Consider the following 19,376-nt stretch of genomic DNA (forward strand, 5'->3'; position numbering starts at 1 on the left):
TCAACCCCTCGGGTCCCGGCCAGCCGCGCCTTACGGCGCGATCGTGTACGCGAAGGCGATGTCGATGTCGGTCTCGCCCGTGCACGACGTGGCTGCCGCCGTCTTCGGGGCGCCGTCGTAGTGGCAGAGGACGACGCGGGTGCTGCCCGCCGTGGCCGTGGCACCCACCGCCTTGGTGAAGCGCAGCCCCAACGGACGGTTGCTGCCATCAACATCGGTGGTCGTGACGGTCACGCCGGTCCCCGTCACCGTGTAGAACACCCGATGCTCGTTCGCTTCGGCCGACACTTCGGCGGTGATGTCTTCGGCCGGCGACTTGAGACGGTTCTCGAACTTCACCGTACCGGTGTACGTCACGTTGCGCGCGAGCGCGGGGATGGCCACCTGCGCAGACGGCGCCGTGGGCCCATTGCCATCACTGTCGTCGATGTAAGTGGTAAGGGCCGCCCCGCCGTTGGAGGGCGTCAGGGTCAGCGTTACGCGCGAGATCACTTCCGACTCGCCGCCCGGGGCCGTCGAGGAATCACCGCAGGCGGCGAGGAGAAGGGCGGCGGTGCCGAACGCAGCGCCGAGCGTGAAGGGATGACGGGACGTGAACTTCGGCATCGAATACTCCATGTGGCGTGAAGAGAAGAACGACAGAGGGCACCGGGACATTGGTACCGGGGAGGGTGACAATCAGATCCAACGGGGAGATCAGAACGGCATCGTGACGCGGAACACCACATCGCGTCCGGCGTCATTCACGAAGAGACGATAGCGGCTGAGGTAATCGCGATACCGCGTGTCGAGCGCATTATTCACGGTGAGCGAGACGTCGGCGCGGCGTCCGAGCAGTCGCGCGCCGGTCGTGCCGGCCTCGAGATGCAGCAGGGCATACCCCGCCGTGGGCAGCGTGTACACCGTGCCGCTGGGCACACCGTCCTGCTGGCGCACCAGGAGCGTGCCGGCGCCCAGATACCAGCGGCCACGCGATGCGGCGTCACCGAGCCAGCGCGCCGACATCGTGGCGCGGTCCGCCGGCATGTCGAAGAGGGGGTCCCCGTCCACGCGGTTGGTGCCGCGCACCAGCGTGCCGTTTGCCAGGAGTTGCACGCGCGCATGCGGTGACCAACTGGTCGCGAGCTCCACACCGCGCAGGCGCGCATCCGTTTGCGCATAGGCGAACCCGGGGAACGCCCCGCGAATCGTCTGCACCGGCGCGGTGGGCCGCAGGTAGATGAAGCGATCGACGGCATTGCTGTAGGCCGCGGCTTCGAGCTGCAGCGCGCGCCCACGGTAACGCACCGCACCCTCCATCCCCTGCGACACTTCTGCGCCAAGCGAGGCGTCGCCGAGCTCGTACTGCGCCGTGCCGTGATGCACACCCTGTGCGTACCGCTCGTTCACCGTGGGGGGCCGCCACGCGCGAGCCACACGCACCGAGACATCGAGACCATCCCGCAGCAGATACGCCGCACCCACACTCCCCGAGCCGTTGCGCCACGCCTTCGTACCGGCCGGGCTCCGGATCCCTGCATCGGCAAAGGCAATCGTGGTCTGCGAGATCGCATCGCCGCGTATGCCCGCCATCACCGACAATCGTCCGACGGCGAGCTCCTCCTGCGCGTACACGGCGCCCTGCCACAGGTCGAAACCCGGAATGAGAAACGCCTTGCCCAGCGTCTGATTTCCCTGGGCGATGGCGCTGGAGCCGATCGTGCCACGCCAGCCTCGCCACCGGGCGTGCGTGTATCGCACGTCGAGCGAGTTGGTGAACAGCTTCAGGTTGAAGGCCGGCTCGTTCCGGAAGCGGAGCGGACCGTGATTGTCGTACTCGCGCCGATGATTGAACTGCAGTCCGTACACCACGTCGAGCTGTCCATCCCGTGGCAGTTGGCGCAGCAGGCGCGCGCGCATCGTGGTGTGCGCTACCCGCTGATTGGGGCGACCGATCGCGTAACTGAAGGCCGAGTCGCGCGGCTCCGTCGTCATCGCCCGCTGCAAGTCGTTGGCGTTGCCCACGTGTGCCTGTCGCAGCACGCCAAGCTCCGTGGAAAAGCGGCTCAACGAGAGCTCCGCGCGCCCCCAATCCCGCGCCACCCCCAGCGCGAGACTCCCATTGAGCTCACGGAAGCCGGTGTTCGACAAGTAATAGTCGGGCGCCGCACCATTGCCCGCCGCGCGCGTGGTGACACGCAACCGGTAGCCCGTCCTGCCGAGACTCGGCAGTGACAGATCGGCCCCCTCCACTCCGATCGAGAGCGCCCCCTGACGGCTGTTGGAGAAGGCATTGAGCGCCACGTCGCCACGCAGGTGCCCCGTGTCGGGCACCGCCGCGTGATCCACCTTCACCACCCCGCCGAGGGCATCGGGCCCGTACAATACGGTCGCCGCGCCACGCACCACCGTCACGGCATTCGCTTCGAAACTGTCGATGTTGGGCGCGTGCTCCGTCCCCCACTGCTGGTCTTCCTGACGCAGGCCACCGTTCATCACCAGCACGCGCTGCGAGTTGAGCCCGCGGATTACCGGCTTCGCAATGCTCGGCCCGAACTGCACCACGGCGACGCCGGGAAGATTCTTGATCGTCTCGCCGAGGGTCTGCCCGCGCGTGGCGGCAAGCGCGGCGGCGTCGAGCGTGCTCGTCGCAGCCACCCGCGCAAGTCGCTCGCGCGCGGTGTCGGCGCGGACCGCCACCTCCTGCAGCACCGTCGTGGCCACCTCGAGGTGCACCGTGAGCAACCGATCAGCGCCACGCAGATCCACATCGCCTACACTGGGCGCGTAGCCGAGCGCACGCACACGCAGCGTGACCAACTGCGCCGGGAGGTCACGCAGGTCGAAGCGGCCATGGCCGTCCGTTCGCTGTCGCGCGGTGGCCGCCCGGGCGCTGGTGCTGCCTGCCGCGCGCGCCGCCGTCCACGTGACCACCACCTCAGCGTCGCGAACCGGTCGACCGGTCGCCGCCGACTCCACCACCCCGTGCAGATGTCGCAGGTCGCCATGCGTCTCCTGCGCGTGGAGCACCGCCCCCCACGACATCAGGATGCCGAGGGCCAGTCGCGCCGGGCGCATGTGAGCGCGCGCGTCACGAAGGCGAAAGCGAGAATCGGTTCTCATTACCAAGGAAAGGTACATGAGAATCGACAATCAGGAAAGGGGGCTCAGCCCCGGTATTCGCATCCGGACGTACACGTCTCCCGAACGATCACCGCGCTCAAGGCCGGCAGCGTCGGGCGAAGCCGCTCCCAGATCCACACGGCGAGCCGTTCGCTGGTCGGGTTCTCCAGGCCGTCGATGTCGTTCAGGTAGTGATGGTCGAGCTGGTCGAAGATGGGCGCGAAGGCCTGCTTGATGTCGGCGAAGTCCATGACCCACCCCAGCGCAGGATCGATCGGGCCGCGCGCGCGGATCTCGATCCGGAAGGAATGGCCGTGCAACCGTGCGCACTTGTGGCCGGCCGGCACATGGGGAAGCCGGTGGGCGGCCTCCACCGTGAACTCCTTGTAGATCTCGATCGGTAACGACATGCGTCAATAGTAGCTGCGGGAGCAGGGATGCCACCATCTTCCTTGGATGCTCACTCGCTCACGCCCTGCTTCGCTCCGCGCCATCGCCTGTGTGACGGGCGCGGCGCTGGCCCTTGCCGCCTGTGCCAGCGCCACGCCACCGGTCGCAACTGCTACGCAGCCGGTGCGGATGGCGCCCAGTGACAGCGCGCCGGCCGCGCCGGCGGACGGTCTGTCCGCCGCCTTCCACGAGCAGTTCGCCGAAGCCGATACGCGCGCACGCACCATCACCTACTGGATGCAGTGTGTTGGCACGGTGGCGCGCCTGCGCGCCGGTGGCACCTTCGGCCGCGCCGCGGCGGCGCCGCGCGCCATTTATTGCACGCGCACAGGCGACGGCGTGCCGGTGGGCGGGGTGTACGACATCGACAGCGCGTATCGCAAGATCACGCGCCTGCAAATGGTACGGCTCGACGGCACCCGGCCACGCTACACCGAGGGACTCGACACACTGCGGATCGCGCGTGAAGCGCGCGCCGTGCGCGAAGTGAACCGCCGGCTCACCGTCGCGTGGACCAAGCGCAATCGCCCGTTCTCCGCGGTCGCCGTCCCCCGCGCAGACGGCACCGTGGAAGCGTGGGTCATCCCGCGCACCAACAAGGCGCGCAGCATCGTGACCGGTGGCGACATGGGCTTCCTGCTGACGTCGGGGGACTCGCTACAGCTCCTCGCCGATCGCAGCGCCACCTGGACGCAGCTCAACCTCGCCGCCACTGGTCCCCTGCGCCTCTATAGCAGCACGCGCGACGTGCCGGCCGTGGCGGATCTCGTTTCGGCGCGCTACCACACCGAACTCGGACGCGACGTGACGGTGAGTACGCCGCTCGCCGTGAGTACACTCGTGCCGGGGCTCGATCCCGCCACGGGGGCGCGTGTGGTGTGGAAGCACACGCGGGCCGCGCCGTAGGCCTGCCTCCCGTCGGGGGGTCAGCCCGCGAGTGCCATCTGCTCGTAGGGAATCTCGGGAAACGGCGGCAGCCCCGCCGCCGCAACGACGGCCAGCAACCCTTCGCGCGTGTGAAACTCCAGGCCGTCGCGTTCCACCAGCACGGTGCCGGGATACTGCGGTGCGAGCCGGCGAAACTCGGCGTCGATCAGGAGGAAGCGCTCCACCATCCGCTCCACCTCCTCGAACGGACGCCGCCGCAATCGGATGTGCTTCTCGATCGTGTCCGTGCCCGAGGTGAGTACGATGGTCCGGTCGGGACACCAGTCCGCCCCCATGGTCACCACGCCGCGCAGTGCGGCGTGGGTCTCGGGCGGATACTCCGCAATGTGCGCCTCGAGCGTGATCTGCGCGCCCTCGATCAAGACCACCGCGCTCGGCTCGTCATGGGTGGCCGCGTGACGATAGTTCGCGTCGTACAGCCGCGCGAAGTACGCCGTCACGCCCACCGGATTGCGACCGGCCTCGATATCGGCCAGCACCCGCGGATCCCACACGCCCTGCTCGCCTTCCCCGTACGAGCCGTTGCGATACAGATCGCCCAGCTGCCGCACGAGGGTGCTCTTGCCGATCCCAGGCCCACCAACGATCGCCACGCGCATCGCCGTCTGCTCAGCGTCGCGACGTGGACTGCAGCACACGATCGGCCGCGCGCTGAGCAGCGGCCACCAGGTCGGCCGGCAGCGTCAGGGGGGCAACGGCCATCGGCAAGGTATCCGGGAGATAGCGGTTGCCGCGCACGGAAAACGCCTGCGGTGGCAACCCGCCGGCCGACTTTCCGTACAGGACGCCGTAGAACACGCTCGCGGCGATGTACGTGCCGATCGGTGATGGATGACTGCCGTCGTCGAGGTACAGCTCGGCCTTCGGCGCCTCCTGCCGCATCACCATCCATGCTGGCCCCACCGGCACCAGGGTGGCACCGAGCGAATCGGCCAGTGTGGTGTAGGTCGCCGTAATGGCCCCCATGGTCTGCGGGGTATCGCGCCGCGGCCACGTGACGTACAGCAGAACCTTGGCGCCGCTCTGTTTGGCGAGCGTACCGAGGCGCAGGCCGTAGGTCAGCACCGTATCCGGCTGCTCGATCGGCGCGAGACTCTGGTCCTGCAACACCACGTAGTCCCAGCCCTCGGCAATTACACTGGCGAGCTCCTTCCGTGCCGTATGGCCTCGCAGGAACTGTCCGCCCTTGAGCACGGCGGTGATCGCCGGTACGCGCGGTTCCCCGGCCGCCAGCGCCAGCATGGTCAGGGTGCGCGGCAGGTCGTTCACGTAGGTGTAGCTGTTCCCGATCCACAGGATGCGAAGCGGAGCGTGCGCCGCGCTCACGGTGGGCGTGGGCGCAAGTGGGCGTTGCCCAGACACCGGCGCTGGCGACAACGCCGTCAGCAGTACGGTGACCACAAGCGCCGCCTGCGCAAGAAGGCGGGGTCGAACGGGGTGAGCGAGGTGGTGGTGCGGCGACATAACCGGCAGGGGTCTCGAGTATGCGAACACGGTGGGGCGCTCGGGAATGTACCGCGGCGCCGCGACTGAGTGTGTGGTGCTCTCGTGGTTCATCGCGATCGGTTCGCCAGATGAATGCCCCCCAGTACCGCGACCAGCGCTAGAAATAGCCGGAGGCTCAGCGGCTCACCCAGCAGCAACACACCGAGCGCGATCGCCGTGATCGGATTGAGCGCCATGAAGACGGCCACGCGCGACGGCGTAGACCGGCGCAATGCCCAGATCCACAAGCCGAACCCCAGCGCGCCCCCGAAGCTGCCGAGAAAGGCCACGGCCGCCCACCCGCCGGCGGTGATCGTCGCCGTGTGCAACGGCACGCCCTGCCAGAGTGCAAGAGGGGCAAGCGCCAGCGCGCCCATCCCCATCGACTGCGCGGTGACGGCCAGAGGATTGTACTGCAGCAGCAGCGGCCGCGACCACACGTTGTAGATCGCGCCGCACAGCACAGTAATGCCGACTTCGAGATAGCCGATCCACACAGCTCCCGTCTCGCCGGCGGCCGCAATTGGTGGCAACGCCAGCACCAGCCCCGCGAAGGCGAGCAGCTGCCCCGCCAACGCCGGCGCCGTGATGCGCTCGACCCCGCGCCACGCGGAGAAACCCAGCGTGACCAGTGGATTCGTGGCGACGATCAGTGCCACATGCGTGGCGGGCAGATGGGTGAGCGAGGCGCTGAAGCTCCACGGGAACACGCCAAAAAAGAGCACTCCCAGCACCGCGATCGCCCGACGGTCTCGCCAGGGCATGGCCGGAAACGCTCGTTTCCCCAGCACCAGCAGCATGCACACGGTGGCAATCACATACCGCATGCACGCCAGCACGATCGGCGTGGTCTGCTGCACGACGAACCGCGTAGCCACCACCGATGCGCCGAAACAGAGGCACGCCGCCGTGGCGGCCAATGCCGCGCGAGCAGCGGCGCGTTGCCGATCGAGTGACGGCGCGGAGGCCGTCGTGGAAGACGTGGTCGTGTGCACCAGCGGGATATGCTGACACGGGCAGCAATTGGCTAGTCAGCACCCGCGATCATTTCGAGGTGAATCGGGTACCAGGGACGAGGAGATGCACCGCACCAGGATGTGCGACGCGCTTCAACCGGGAGCCATGCATGCGCTACGAGGTGGTCTACACGATGGGCCGGCCGGCCACGCCGCACGAGTGGGCGTACGGTTCGCACTTGGTCAGGCGGTGGCTCGATCAGGAGCGCGCACGCGTGCCGCACCGCTTCGAGAAGGCCCGCATGTATCGCGATGACCATGAGATCGTCGTGCAGATGGCCGACTCGGAAGACCTCATCGTTGAACGGGCCGGCACCACGCCGATCTGGAGCGCGGAAGCCGCGACGGTCGCTTCGTCACGCATTCTCGCGGGCGTGATGCTGTGCATGCAGTACGCCTGCTCCGCCGATGCGATCCAACTCAGCAGCGAACAGCCCGCCGGATGGCAAGGAGCCGCGCACGCGCTGACCCCGGTGTGGGGCGGCACGCACGTCGTGCGCACGATCGCACCGGTCACGGTACAGACCGATCGGCTCCTCTACGTGGATCGCGCGACACATGCGCAGCAGTTACGGGAGTTCTTCCGCAGCGCGCTCGAACTCGACAGGCAAGCGCTCCCCGACCACGCCTTTCGCGACGCGCTGCTGGAGGAGTAGCCGAGTTGAGACACGGGTGCGGCGCTCCCCACTGATCAACCCGCCGTGGCGAACAGCCGTTCGATCAGGCCGTGCGCACCCAGCTGCCTCCCGAGCACCAGCAGGTCCATACTGATCGCCACGGCGCAATGCAGGAGCCATCCCCCGATGAAGGAGCCAGATCGGAGCGCCCACGTTCCGAGCAACCAGCCGGCGATGATCGCCGCGAACACCTCGGGGAGTGGCTTTCCGAAATGGACCATCACGTACGGAATTGTGAGCACCCAGACCGCGTCACGGCCCAGCGAGCGGGACCAGCCAAAGAGGGCAAAGCCGCGGAAGAACGCCTCGACACCGAGAAACTGCGCGGCGTAGAAGAGCTGGTAGCCCCAGAAGTGCCACCCGCCGCGGGCCGCGTCGGGATAGAGCGGATACCGCCGCTGAAATGACGGGAAGGCCGACGCCACGAGGAGCGCCGGCAGCATCGCCGAGAACGCGAGCGCGTACGGACGCAACGTCCGCAACGGTACGCGCAGCGTGAATCCGTACGACGCTAACGGCTCCCGGAGCCACAACACCACAATGGCCGCCGGCGTGCACACCCGAAGCAGCAGGCTGGCCACCCCCCAATACTGAAACGACCGCATTTGTTCAAACTCGACAGCGCCCGGTCCGAGCCAACGCCCTACCGCCGCATCCCACCCATCGCGCTGAAAGGCCCACGGTTTCCCCCACGTCTCGAACGCAATGAGCAAGACGATGGTGGAGATATAGATGACGAGCGGAGCCCGTTCGGACGCTGCGGGCCACCATCGGTGGCGTCGGGTATCGGCTGAAGGCACGGAAGCGCGTGCTCTAGCGCTCACGCGGAAACTCTCTGCCTGCCGGCATCCATCGCACCTTGTACACTTTCTCTCCCGGCAGCGTGATCGTCGCCTCCGGGTCACTGAAGCGCAGCACGTTGCTCCACCAGGTCGTACCATCGCCCTGAATCCAGAGGAGACGGTTGCTGGCTGGATCGATGTCCACTGACTTGACCTTGCCCGCGTCACCCAACCGCGGGTGCTTGGTGAACTGGTGCGTGGTGCGATCAAAAAACCAGGTATGTGCCGCCGTGGTCAGAATCAGGCGCGATGATCCAGGCACGGGCATCATGTCGTGCCCATTGATGTCCGGAAGTGGTGCGATCACGTCTGGGGTGAGCCGAGGGGTGGTCGATCCCCAGTCCGTGAGCCGATACCCCACTACATCTTTCTGCGAATCCGCCCAGAGTAGCTGCCGCTCGGCATCCCAGATGACGGCGTGCGGCCACGGTGTGTCCACATGGAACAGTTCGACGTCCGACCGCTGCACGTCATACACACTGAGACGGTCGCCCGTCCCATTGGCCACGTGCGAGGCTGCAATGACCACGCGATTCCCGGGGAGCAGCTCGATCGAGTGCCCGTTCATCGCCGTGGCGTAGAACTCCACGCGACCGGTGCTCCGTTCGATCACGGCGGCCCCGTGCGAGGAGGAGGCGATAAGGAGGCGCCGCCCGTCTGGGGTGGGTTTACACTCGGCGATCGTCTGAAACTTGCGCCGCATGACTTCCGGCAGTTCCGGCCGGTTGCTGGCCCGCCAGCTCCAGCGCTTTTCGGGCGTTGGCGAGCCGATATCGAGAATGAACAGCTCCTCGGCGCCGCACACGAGCACCTCCTGCGCCGCGAGCGGCAGCGGAAGGAGTGCCGCAGTCAGGAGAGCGAGCGTGGCGAGGTATCGAGGCATTCGCATGAAGACAATCTAGCCGTTGTGCCGACCGCTCATGGCTGATCCCCCGCGCCGTGGCCGCCCGTCAGCGTTGCACTTACCGCCCGCTGGCGGAGGGGAATCGGGCAACCGGCTCACCCCTCGGGATGTGATGAATGGGCGTCGTCGGCGCGATCGCTTTCAACCATGTAGCCATCCATGCCGATCCCGGTTCTTCGCTGACCGAATGCCCGGTAAAGAGGACCGCCTTGCGGTGGCCAAGGGCCACCGCGTCCCGGAAGTATTCGGCGGCCTCCCATTCGAAGATTTCGCCTGCGATGAGCAGGTCCGGATTGTGCTCACGCCAGACGGGCAGAACGGAGCGGAAGCTGTTGTAGCCGGGGCTGATGTGCATGCGGCGTACCAGCATCGTGGGATCGCCGATGTAGTGAAGATTGGGGGCATCGAGTCGTTGCGCCACCATCGCCATGATGTCGCCGAGCGACGTGGGCGCGATGTCCACGATGCGTGGCACTGTCGGATTGAACGCCGCCCCCCACCCGAGCGCTTCGACGATACCAAACCGCACGCCATCGGGATCACACGCATGAATCCGGTCGTGATTGCGGAAGATCACAAGACCGTGCCGTTCGATGAACGCGCGCTTTTCGGCGTAAACCGGATCGCCGTCGAGGGCGGATACATCATCCGATGCCTGATAGAAGGTCGGCTCGTGCACCACCAGAAGATTGGCGCGGCGGGCGACGGCCTCGCGGAGCACACCCATAGTCGGAAACATCGTGGTGATGATCCCGGTCAGTGGGACCTCGGCATTCCCGACGATGATCCGATCAACGGTCGTGGTAGTGCCCGCGCGGAGGGGCATGGCCGCCTCAATGGCTCGGAGGACATCGGCCACGGTGCGAGGCGCGAGGCGCGAGGCGCGAGGCGCCGCGAACTGGCGTCGGCGACACCACGCAAAACGGCGCCCCGACGAGGTCAGGGCGCCGTTCTGCTGTGGAAGTGGCTTGGGACGGAATCGAACCGCCGACACGCGGATTTTCAGTCCGCTGCTCTACCAACTGAGCTACCAAGCCGTCACCCCGCGCTAGCGACCGAGGCACTGCCTCGGCCACACCAGCGGGAGCCCTCCAATATAGCCGGACCGCTCCGGAAAGGAACCCACCCGACCCGGGACCGCCCGCCGGATGCCGCCGTTCAGCGATCGTAGCTGGCGGTGATGATGCTCTTGAGGCCGCCGCGCACGCTGAAATCACCCACGACGGTCATGTGATGCGGCGTGCACGCCGCCACCAGGTCGTCCAGAATGCGGTTCACCGCACGCTCGTAAAAAATGCCGTCGTTCCGGAAGCTCCAGAAATACAGCTTCAGGCTCTTCAGCTCGAGGCACACCTCGGCCGGCGTGTAGGTGATGCGGATGGTCGCGAAGTCGGGCGCACCGCCTTCGAGCAGCTTGAGCTCCACCGCGTCCGTCTCCACCCCACCCAACGGGCAGAGCGACGTGAACTCGGCGGTCTCCATGTAGATCTCGTACTTCCGGTCCGCGTACGGATTGGGGAAGGTTTCGAGGAGTTCGGGCTTGGGCATGTGTCAATTCTATCGTGGGCTCCAAGGGCCTGCCGCATCAACGGCCTGTGCTGTCCGGAAACACCGGGCTCGGCTATGTTGCCCTCGTTCTACCCTGCCTGCCTCGCGCGCCCTCCCGATCGTACCGGTCCCGCATGAACGTCACGGAATTATTCCTGATCGCCATGGTGCTGATCTTCTCAGTGCCCTACCTGCTCTGGCGTCTCGGGCGCACCGACTACATCGCGCCGCTGGTCGTCGTCCAGATTCTCATGGGGGTCGTGCTCGGTCCGGGCGTCTTGGGGGCGTGGCTTCCGGCCTACTACGCGACCGTTTTCACGCCTCCGGTCGTCCAAGCGCTCAACGGCATCGCGTGGTGGGCGGTGATGCTGTTCGTCATGCTCGCAGGGATCGAGCTCGACCTCCGCGAAGCGCTCGAGAACAAGCGGGAAAGTCTGGTCACCGCAGGGCTCGCCCTCGGGACCCCACTGCTGTTCGGAATCGGGGCCGGTCTGCTGCTGCTCACCCAGCCGGGGTGGATGGGCCCCAAGGCGCAGTCCTGGCAATTCGTCATGGGAGTGGGCATGGCCTGCGCCGTGACGGCGCTCCCCATTCTCGTGCTGTTCCTCGAGAAGCTGCAGATCCTTCGCTCACCTTTCGGTCAGCGCATTCTTCGGTACGCCAGCCTCGACGACCTCGCGATCTGGGGGGTGCTCGCCCTCATTCTGCTCGACTGGCAACGGGTGGGACGACAGGCGGCCTTCCTCGGCGCCTTCGCCGGGTGCGCGTGGCTGTTCCGTGCGCTGATGCCGCGCCTCCCGCGCCCCGACCGCTGGTACGTGGCGCTGATCTGGCTGGCGAGCGTGGCGTTCGGGGCCGACTGGTGCGGGCTGCACTACATGGTCGGGGCCTTCCTCGCCGGCGCCGTGATGGACAAGGAGTGGTTCGGGGTGGAGCAGCTCGACCAGCTGCGGCATCAGGTGCTGCTGGTGATGATGCCGGTCTTCTTCCTTTCCACGGGCCTTCGCACCCAGTGGACCATGGGCGGCGCCACGGTGCTCCTCGTGGCTGGCCTGCTGCTGGCGATGTCGGTCACCGGCAAACTCGCCGGCGTCCACCTGGCCGGCCGGCTCCTCCGGTGGCCCAAGGGCGAGGCCGGCATTGTCGGCTGGCTGCTGCAGACCAAGGCCCTGATCGAGATCATCTTCGTCAGCATCCTGCTCGACAAGGGCATCGTCACCCCCGCCATGTTCACCGCGTTCCTCCTCATGGCCGTGGCCAGCACGATGCTGACCGTGCCGGTCGTGGCGCCGCGCCTGGCACGACACGACCGCTGAGCCTACGAGGGCCGACGATTGGCGCGGCTCCCCGGAATCAGCCGCCGGACGCCGCGCGATACGCCTCGCGCAACTCGACCAGGGCGTCGGGGGAAATGCTGAACTCACCGCGCATGGGATGGTCCATCGCCGCGATGAAGAACATCATCAGCCCTACGTACACCGCCAGAATGCCGGACGCGACGAGGCGGACCCACATCAATTCGTGGGTAATGAACCAGAGCAACGCCATCGTCATCGCCGCGCCGATCACCACGATCATCCACAACAGGGGCGACAACGCGGTGTCCACCGCGGCCACGCGATCCCGCGTGGCCTCCACAAACTCCGAGAACTGCCGCAACGCCTCGCCGTGGATGATCTGCTCACTCGGTCGCGTCGGCTGGAAGGAGTAGAGCCGCGCCTGAAACTGGTTGAGGCGCTCCGTCCCTCCCAGTGGAGTGCGCCCCTCGCGATAGGCCGGCCACGCTTCATCGATGGTGAAGTTCACGAAGTCGGCGAGCGATTCCTGCAAGGTCTGGCGAAACGGCTCGGGATAGGTGCTGACCGTGCGATACAGCTGCGCCACGCGATTGGCTTCCACGCTCACCGTCTCTTCAGCCGCACCGTAGTTCTCGTAGGTCGCCACAGCGATCAGCCCCAGCATCAGGCCGAAGAACAACCCGAATGCGGAGAGATACTGCCCGACGAAGTCGCCAATCCCCGACGGATCCTCGCAGTGGCGGCGAAGGGCGTTGCCCACCAACACCACGCCAAGCCAGGTATACGCCAGGCACACGCCACAAAGCATGAGCGCCAACTGCGTGTTCGAGAGATCGTAGATCCAGACGGGCATCAGCGAGCCTCCTCACGACGCAGCGGGGAACCACGATCGGCAACCGGCGAGGCGGCAGCGGCCGAAGCGGCGGCACGGACCGGCGACCCCGCTGGAGCAAATCGCGCCTCGCCAACGAGGACGGAGTCACCCACCGACACCCCACGCAAAACCTCCACCTGTCGAGCATCGCTGATGCGGGCCCCAAGCTCCACCGGGGTCCGCACCACCACGCCCCCCCGCACCACCGCCACCGTGGAGACGTCATCGCGCACGTCGATCGCCTGCTCCGGCACCAGGACAGCGCGCCGCGTGGACACGGCGACGCGTCCCTGCACCCCCTGCCCGATCAGCAACGGGACATTGGGATCTGAGAGCGCCACCCGAACCCGCACCTGCCGCGTTTGCTGATCCACCACCGGCGACACATGACGGACCGTGGCCGGGAGCCAGACCGGCACGCGCGCTCCCGCCGGACCGGTGGTGTACGCCGAAATCGCGACCTCGCGCTTGCCACGCAACTCCGCGGCATTGGGAAGCGACATCCACCCCTCGATCGTGCGCACCCGGGCGTCGGCGACCGTCACCAGCGGCATCCCCGGAGCCACCAGTTCCCCCGCCGCCACCGGAAGCTCCGTGACCACCCCGGCAAAAGGCGCGCGGACCACGGTATGCTCAAGCGCCCGCTCAGCGGCCAGCTGTCGCGCCCGCCCCTCGGCCAGCAGGGTGCGGGCCCCCAACGCCACCCGCTCCGCGCCCTCGCGGTCACGGAGCGCCATCGCACCGATCGCGGTGAGCGCCCGGGCCCGATCGACCTCGCGGGCGGCCTGCGCCACCGCCGATTCCGCCTGCGCGACCGCCGAGCGCGCCGCCTCCCCTTGCCCACGCAGCGCCCGGTCATCGAACCGCAGCAGTACCGCCCCAGCCGCAACAGAATCACCAGACTGAACCAAAACGTCGGTAATCATCGCGGCAGCATCGCTGCGCAATCGCGCCATTCGTTCGGAAACAACGACACCGGAGTACGCCGGACCTTCAAGCACGCTATCGACGCCCACCACCACCACCGCGCCGTCATCGACGGAAAGGATAGGAGGCGATTCGGCCCCGCACGCGGCAAACGCGGTCACCAGCCAGACCGAAACGAGACCCGCCGGCCGCGACCCCGCAATACGGCCGATCATCTGGAAGACATCACGCATGGACTGTCGGTGGAAGGGACAACGGGAAGATCAGACAAGAGCGCAAGACGCACCCGGGCCAGAAGCACATCACGGGCAGCGCGGCTTCGGGAAGCCAACGCTTGATACAGCTGCCGGCGCACGTCCGACACGTCGATCGCGGTGGCCATGCCTTCACGGAGACGCACCTCGGCGATGGCCAAGGTGCGTTGCGCCATGGCCACCTGGGTCCCTCCAGCCCGGTACGCCGCGCTGGACGTGGCCTCCTGCAGCTCGGCTTCGCGCGTGCGCAAGGTGAGCTGTTGTTCGACGCACTGCAGCCGCACGCGGGCCGCATCAACGTTGGCTTGCGCCAGCGCGCGGTCAGCAGCCCACCGCCCACCGGTCCACCCGCCATGCGTGACCCCGAATCCCACCGTGAACTGCGGGAGAAAAGGATCCGCCGCTTGAGGAAACGGACGCGTGGGGTAGGCGAACCGCTGGTAGCTCGACTGCACCGCCAGCGAGGGCCATCGCTGCGCCCGCACCGCCTGCGATTGGGATTCGGCTGCCGACACCTCCCAACGCGCTTGGTCCAGCGCGCGACTGACCGGGCGCGCCGCGAGCGGCGCCAGAAACGTCGGCATGACCTCCAGGCTGTCGATCAGCTCCAGCGACGCCGTTGACTCGAGCCCCAACAGCAGCCGCACACGCAGCTGCGCCAGATCGCGAGAGGTCCGCGTCCGCTCGCGCTCGGCGGCCACATCCTCACGCACCAAGCGAGCCCGGAGATGTTCGTACTCGGCCAACACCCCGGTCCGCCAGAGGGTGTCCGTCTGCTGCACCACCCGCTCTGCGTGTGCCACGGCCGAGTCGGCGTATTCCTGCAGCAGATCGGCAAGACGGGCCGATGCGTAGGCGTCGACCAGCGAGAGCATGGTAGCCGCCCGCGTCGAGGCTTCCGCCTGCAGCGTGGCCGTGGCGGTGGCCGCCGCCGCTTGCACCATCGCCCGCTGCCGGCCGCCATCGAAGAGCCGCTGCGACACGGCAGCACCAACACCGAGTTGATAATCGGCGCCGAGGATGCGCAGCAATGGATCCGCGGCCGACGGCGCCCGCGTCGATGTGCCAGGCGTCGCGCCGGACGGCACGAGCGACTGGAACTGGTTCTGCACATTCCACTGCCACAGCGCCGAGGTGGTCACCTGCGGCCGGCCACTGGCGCGGGCCTGCAGCAGTTGCGCGTTGGCCCGCCGCACTCTGGCACTGACTTCGCCCACCTGCAGGCTCGAATCCACCCCACGACGCACCATGTCGGCAAGCGTCAGCCGGAGCGGCGCGGCCGGTTGCGCGGCGGCACCGCGGAGCGCGAGACCGTTCCCCACCACGAGTGCCGCCGCGAGCACCAGCGCGCGAGAGCCAACGGCGCGCGCCGCGAACCCGTCAGTGGATTGCCGCATGCACAGCCTCGGCAAGGATCGCGAGACCGCGCCGCAACTCGTCGTCGCTGATCACGAGCGGGGGCATGAGCTTGACGACCTCGTCCTCACGACCGCTGCGCTCGATCACGAGGCCCCGATCCCACGCCGCCCGACCGATGCGTGCGGCAAGAGCGGGGTCCTCACAACGCAGGCCCTGCATCAGACCGCGACCGCGCACCGACAGGGCACACCCGGGATGTGCCTGCACCATGTCCAGCAAGGCCTCTCGCACGATCGCGCCATTGGTCGCGACAGATCGCGCCAGGGTATCGTCCCGCCAGAAGTGGCGGAGCGCCGCCGTCGCAGCCACGAACGCGAGGTTGAACCCACGGAACGTCCCGTTGTGCTCACCCGGTTGCCAGCAGTCATGCTCCGGGCGGTGGAGCACCAGCGCCATGGGCATGCCCACGCCACCAATGGCTTTCGACAACAGGATGATGTCGGGCTCGATCCCAGCCGGCTCGAAACTGAAGAACGTGCCGGAGCGCCCGCACCCGGCCTGAATGTCGTCGACGATGAGCAGCGCGCCGTGCGCGCGCGCGCGCTCAGCCACTCCCCGCAGCCAAACCGGGGATGCGGCATTCACGCCACCCTCGCCCTGAATGCACTCGAGAATGATCGCGGCGGCGCCGCCATCCTCCTGCTCGGCCAGTCGCAGCTGCTGCGACAGCGCCTCGAGCGCCTCGTCGGTCGCCATCCCGTGGTTCCCCTCGTACGGGGCCACGCGCACATGGGGAAGCGGCACCCCGGCCCCGGCGCGAGCCTGCGGATTCGCCGTCACCGCCAAGGCACCCAGCGTCATGCCGTGATACCCATTCGAAAACGCGATGACCGTCCGGCGGCCCGTCACCTTTCTCGCCAGCTTGAGGGCGGCCTCCACTGCATTCGTGCCGGTGGGTCCGGGGCACTGCACTCGGTGCGCCATCCCTCTCGGCTCCAGGACCGTGCGCTCGAATTCTTCAAGGAACGCGCGCTTGGCCACCGTGTGCATATCGAGCGAGTGCACGATACCGCCACCGGTGAGATACTCGACGACCGCCTGCACCATCCGCGGCTCATTGTGGCCGTAGTTCACCGTGCCGGCGCCGGCGAAGAAGTCGATGTAGGCCCGCCCGTCTTCGTCCCACATGGTGGCGCCGCGCGACGTCGCAAACACCGCCGGAAAACTCCGACAGTAGCTCCGCACATTCGACTCCCGCCGCGTGAAGATGTCGGATGGCCCAGCGAGGGCCGTCGGTGCGGGGATGTCGAGGAGTAAACCGGAGGATGTCATGGCCATGAGATACCGGGCTCATCCTTTCTGGTCAAGCGACCTCTTCCGAATTACTTTACCCCTGTGAATATCCCTACAGCATCCAGAGCGGCGTTGTTCGCCGCAGTGTTGTGCCTCCCGGCCGCTCGGCGTGCCCATGCGCAGGCGCTCCCCGTGGACACGACTGCCGTCGTGGTCCTCCGCCTCGAAGACGGATCGCTCCTGCGCGGTCGGGTCAAGAGCCAGACCGCGGACTCGGTGATTTTTCTGAGTGATGCCGTTGGGCGCGTGGCAGTGGCGCGGAGCGCCGTGACAGCGGTGACGCCCGCCGAGGACGACGCCAAGAGCGCGCTGGCCGCGGTCCCCACGCTCGGTGGCGAAAACACGCCGAGCGTCCGCTGGACCCGCCGCCTCGAAGTGGGCTACCAGTACATGTCTGAGGTCGCACGCGACGAGGTGGGCGCAGTGATCGGAGGTAGTGCAGGGTTGTCGCTCGAGCGCTCCTCCCCCAAGTCATCGGTGACCGTCGGCCTGCAGCTGAATTACCAGCGGCAAGATCCCAACCCGGCGGCATCCAACGACCAGCTGCTCAACATTACCGCGAACCGCACGCTGTCGGCGAACTACCGTCTCGTGGCGCAGACGGTCGCCGAGCGGAACCGACCGCAGGAAATCGACGGGCGCTTCACCCAGCACCTTGGCGTGGGGCGCGTGCTGGTGAGGTCCAAGCGCGTGCGGCTGTTTGTGGCTCCCGGAGCCGCCTTCGCGTATGCCAATGCGAGCGAAGAAGCAGAACTAGCGGCGAGTGGAGCGGTGACGGTCAGTGGGTTTGGTGGCGGATTCTATGAATCGCTGGTGCTGAAGATCGCGCCCACGATCCAGTTGTCACAAAACCTGCTGTGGACCGAAATCTCCGGCCGTCGCCAGCACGCCAGTACGGTCACACTGAGCGGCCAGCTCTCGGCCCATCTTGGCGTGAACGTGGTGTACAACCGCCGCTACGATTCCGGCCTGGTGGACCCGGTCCGCCCGACATTCAACAAGGTCATGATCGGGCTGCAGTTGGAGCGGTGAACGGGCGGTCCGTTGCCGCCGAAGGGGGCGGCATGACCGTCTGCGGTACGGTATGGCGATGGCGGGAGCTGACCTCCGACGACCATGATGCCAACGGCCAGTGGCGCGATCGCCTGGCGCCCTGGGAAATCCACCGGGCTGCTGCCCTTCCTGTGCCGGCCGTGCGGGCCGCGTTTGTCGCCGCGCGAGATCTGTTGCGTACGCTCGTGGCGCAGTGGAGCGGCGTTTCCCCAGCCGAGGTCATTATCGAGCGCACCGAAGCGGGGGCTCCGCGCATCGCGGGGTACCCCGAAGTGGGGTGCTCGATCAGCCATGCCGGTGCGGTAGCGGTAGTCGCGTTGCGCACCGCTGGGCCGGTCGGCATCGACATCGAGCCCGTGAATCGGCCGCTGTTCGACGTCGATGCGTTGGTGCCGGTCGCCTGTACCGGCGCCGAGGGCGCGGCCATCCGCGCGCTCCCGGTTCACGAACGCACCGCGTGTTTCCTGTCGCTGTGGACCGGGAAAGAAGCGGTGCTCAAGGCACTCGGGGTGGGGCTGCAGACCGACCCACGCACCGTGGCGGTGTTCCCGCCCGACCAGCACCGATGCGGGCACGCGGAGCACGCCGGGCAGCGCTGGCAGTTGCAGGCCATCACCGACATTCCCGGCTACGTCGTCACGTTGGCTGTTCCGGACGTCCTTCCCCCCGCCACGATCGCATCATGACGGGGGTCGCGCGGCTGCCGATCGGTCAGGCGGGAACGGGCGCGGGCGTCATCACCATGGCGTCCGCCTCGACATGCGCGGTGGCGGCCGTCTCAGTGGCCGACTCCTCCGCGCTCTTCGAGAACATCGACTTCCCCTTGGCGATCTGGCGTCCCACCACGCCCTTGCCCTTGGCGTACTGCTCGGACACCGACTGCTTGGCCTTCTCCATGTCGAACGACAGCATCGTGCCGCCGCCCGCAAAGTGGGCCACGAACACGCGACCCACGGCGTACGTGGCCGCGGCGCCGAAGAGCGACATCGAGACCGACGCCATGGCCTGGCCCACCAGCGGGATGGCACGCAACAGGTGCACGGCGCCGCGCGACTTCGCGAACGTCGTCGCCGTCAGGCCGCCCAACAGGGCCGCGATCGTGCTCTTCCCCCACTCGTTGGTGAAGTCCGCACCGAAGTGCTTCGCGATGTCCTGCAGCATGGCCAGATTCACGGCCGCTAGCGCGGCGAAATCCACGATCGGCACAGGGACCAAACCGGCTCCAGCCGCGTACAGCGTGTACTTGCTGACAATGTTGTGTGCGGCTTCGTTGGTGTCGGACATCA

At 67.4% G+C, this 19,376-nt stretch carries 20 protein-coding genes and 1 tRNA gene; 5 read left to right on the forward strand and 16 right to left on the reverse strand.

Features of this window, described 5'->3' with window-relative positions:
- Positions 1 to 30: 30 nt before the first annotated feature.
- The 3 genes from ACIQ51_RS04630 to queD all read right to left on the reverse strand — a co-directional run bounded on the left by ACIQ51_RS04630 (position 31) and on the right by queD (position 3,500).
- Positions 31 to 606, reverse strand: coding sequence for a type 1 periplasmic binding fold superfamily protein (locus ACIQ51_RS04630; protein WP_396203839.1), 576 nt, complete (start codon positions 604 to 606; stop codon positions 31 to 33).
- Positions 607 to 696: 90 nt separating this feature from the next.
- A complete protein-coding gene (locus ACIQ51_RS04635; protein WP_396203840.1) occupies positions 697 to 3,102 on the reverse strand; it encodes a TonB-dependent receptor in 2,406 nt (801 codons plus the stop codon).
- 44 nt (positions 3,103 to 3,146) lie between these two features.
- The gene (queD, locus tag ACIQ51_RS04640; RefSeq protein ID WP_396203870.1) at positions 3,147 to 3,500 is read right to left on the reverse strand and encodes a 6-carboxytetrahydropterin synthase QueD; all 354 of its coding nucleotides are present in this window, start codon (positions 3,498 to 3,500) and stop codon (positions 3,147 to 3,149) included.
- 58 nt (positions 3,501 to 3,558) lie between these two features.
- Between queD and ACIQ51_RS04645 the strand changes: the two genes are divergently transcribed.
- Positions 3,559 to 4,458 (forward strand): hypothetical protein, encoded by a 900-nt coding sequence (locus ACIQ51_RS04645; RefSeq protein ID WP_396203841.1) that lies wholly within the window; start codon positions 3,559 to 3,561, stop codon positions 4,456 to 4,458.
- Positions 4,459 to 4,478: 20 nt separating this feature from the next.
- Here ACIQ51_RS04645 and ACIQ51_RS04650 read toward each other — a convergent pair whose 3' ends face one another.
- The 3 genes from ACIQ51_RS04650 to ACIQ51_RS04660 all read right to left on the reverse strand — a co-directional run bounded on the left by ACIQ51_RS04650 (position 4,479) and on the right by ACIQ51_RS04660 (position 6,980).
- Positions 4,479 to 5,099, reverse strand: a complete 621-nt coding sequence (locus ACIQ51_RS04650) for a hypothetical protein (protein ID WP_396203842.1) — start codon at positions 5,097 to 5,099, stop codon at positions 4,479 to 4,481.
- A 10-nt stretch (positions 5,100 to 5,109) separates the two neighbouring features.
- Positions 5,110 to 5,901 (reverse strand): SGNH/GDSL hydrolase family protein, encoded by a 792-nt coding sequence (locus ACIQ51_RS04655; protein ID WP_396203843.1) that lies wholly within the window; start codon positions 5,899 to 5,901, stop codon positions 5,110 to 5,112.
- 152 nt (positions 5,902 to 6,053) lie between these two features.
- A complete protein-coding gene (locus ACIQ51_RS04660) occupies positions 6,054 to 6,980 on the reverse strand; it encodes a DMT family transporter (protein ID WP_396203844.1) in 927 nt (308 codons plus the stop codon).
- A 131-nt stretch (positions 6,981 to 7,111) separates the two neighbouring features.
- On the opposite strand from ACIQ51_RS04660, the gene ACIQ51_RS04665 reads away from it, so the two are divergent.
- A complete protein-coding gene (locus tag ACIQ51_RS04665; protein ID WP_396203845.1) occupies positions 7,112 to 7,657 on the forward strand; it encodes a hypothetical protein in 546 nt (181 codons plus the stop codon).
- 35 nt (positions 7,658 to 7,692) lie between these two features.
- On the opposite strand, the gene ACIQ51_RS04670 is transcribed toward ACIQ51_RS04665, so the two are convergent.
- The 5 genes from ACIQ51_RS04670 to queF form a co-directional block, all read right to left on the reverse strand.
- A complete protein-coding gene (locus ACIQ51_RS04670; protein ID WP_396203846.1) occupies positions 7,693 to 8,283 on the reverse strand; it encodes a type II CAAX prenyl endopeptidase Rce1 family protein in 591 nt (196 codons plus the stop codon).
- Positions 8,284 to 8,491: 208 nt separating this feature from the next.
- The gene (locus ACIQ51_RS04675) at positions 8,492 to 9,409 is read right to left on the reverse strand and encodes a DUF6528 family protein (protein ID WP_396203847.1); all 918 of its coding nucleotides are present in this window, start codon (positions 9,407 to 9,409) and stop codon (positions 8,492 to 8,494) included.
- Positions 9,410 to 9,482: 73 nt separating this feature from the next.
- Positions 9,483 to 10,418 carry a Nif3-like dinuclear metal center hexameric protein gene (locus ACIQ51_RS04680; RefSeq protein ID WP_396203848.1) on the reverse strand — a complete coding sequence of 312 codons (936 nt, stop codon included), beginning with the start codon at positions 10,416 to 10,418 and terminating at the stop codon, positions 9,483 to 9,485.
- Positions 10,389 to 10,461 (reverse strand) — tRNA-Phe (locus ACIQ51_RS04685). The genes ACIQ51_RS04680 and ACIQ51_RS04685 overlap by 30 nt, the downstream gene beginning before the upstream one ends.
- A 121-nt stretch (positions 10,462 to 10,582) precedes the next feature.
- Complete coding sequence (gene queF, locus ACIQ51_RS04690; protein WP_396203849.1) at positions 10,583 to 10,972, reverse strand: preQ(1) synthase; 390 nt, start codon at positions 10,970 to 10,972, stop codon at positions 10,583 to 10,585.
- A 134-nt stretch (positions 10,973 to 11,106) separates the two neighbouring features.
- Here queF and ACIQ51_RS04695 point away from each other — a divergent pair, with 134 nt between their 5' ends.
- Positions 11,107 to 12,288 (forward strand): cation:proton antiporter, encoded by a 1,182-nt coding sequence (locus ACIQ51_RS04695; protein ID WP_396203850.1) that lies wholly within the window; start codon positions 11,107 to 11,109, stop codon positions 12,286 to 12,288.
- Positions 12,289 to 12,325: 37 nt separating this feature from the next.
- Here the strand turns inward: ACIQ51_RS04695 and ACIQ51_RS04700 are convergent, their stop codons facing one another.
- From ACIQ51_RS04700 to ectB, 4 genes are read right to left on the reverse strand one after another with little or no spacing between them, the layout of a single operon-like run.
- Positions 12,326 to 13,123: a DUF4239 domain-containing protein gene (locus tag ACIQ51_RS04700; protein WP_396203851.1), complete on the reverse strand. Its 798-nt coding sequence runs from the start codon at positions 13,121 to 13,123 to the stop codon at positions 12,326 to 12,328.
- Entirely contained in the window at positions 13,123 to 14,304 is a 1,182-nt protein-coding gene (locus ACIQ51_RS04705) for an efflux RND transporter periplasmic adaptor subunit (protein WP_396203852.1), read from the reverse strand. Before ACIQ51_RS04705 ends, ACIQ51_RS04700 begins: the two co-directional genes overlap by 1 nt.
- Complete coding sequence (locus ACIQ51_RS04710) at positions 14,283 to 15,722, reverse strand: TolC family protein (RefSeq protein ID WP_396203853.1); 1,440 nt, start codon at positions 15,720 to 15,722, stop codon at positions 14,283 to 14,285. Before ACIQ51_RS04710 ends, ACIQ51_RS04705 begins: the two co-directional genes overlap by 22 nt.
- The gene (gene ectB / locus ACIQ51_RS04715; RefSeq protein ID WP_396203854.1) at positions 15,706 to 17,016 is read right to left on the reverse strand and encodes a diaminobutyrate--2-oxoglutarate transaminase; all 1,311 of its coding nucleotides are present in this window, start codon (positions 17,014 to 17,016) and stop codon (positions 15,706 to 15,708) included. The genes ACIQ51_RS04710 and ectB overlap by 17 nt, the downstream gene beginning before the upstream one ends.
- Positions 17,017 to 17,079: 63 nt before the next feature.
- On the opposite strand from ectB, the gene ACIQ51_RS04720 reads away from it, so the two are divergent.
- Entirely contained in the window at positions 17,080 to 18,069 is a 990-nt protein-coding gene (locus tag ACIQ51_RS04720) for a DUF481 domain-containing protein (RefSeq protein WP_396203855.1), read from the forward strand.
- Between the two features lie 32 nt (positions 18,070 to 18,101).
- The gene (locus tag ACIQ51_RS04725; RefSeq protein ID WP_396203856.1) at positions 18,102 to 18,776 is read left to right on the forward strand and encodes a 4'-phosphopantetheinyl transferase family protein; all 675 of its coding nucleotides are present in this window, start codon (positions 18,102 to 18,104) and stop codon (positions 18,774 to 18,776) included.
- 25 nt (positions 18,777 to 18,801) lie between these two features.
- Here the strand turns inward: ACIQ51_RS04725 and ACIQ51_RS04730 are convergent, their stop codons facing one another.
- Positions 18,802 to 19,374 carry a YcjF family protein gene (locus tag ACIQ51_RS04730; RefSeq protein ID WP_396203857.1) on the reverse strand — a complete coding sequence of 191 codons (573 nt, stop codon included), beginning with the start codon at positions 19,372 to 19,374 and terminating at the stop codon, positions 18,802 to 18,804.
- Positions 19,375 to 19,376: the final 2 nt, after the last annotated feature.

This window comes from Gemmatimonas sp. (genome assembly GCF_044344655.1).
GTDB lineage: Bacteria > Gemmatimonadota > Gemmatimonadetes > Gemmatimonadales > Gemmatimonadaceae > Gemmatimonas.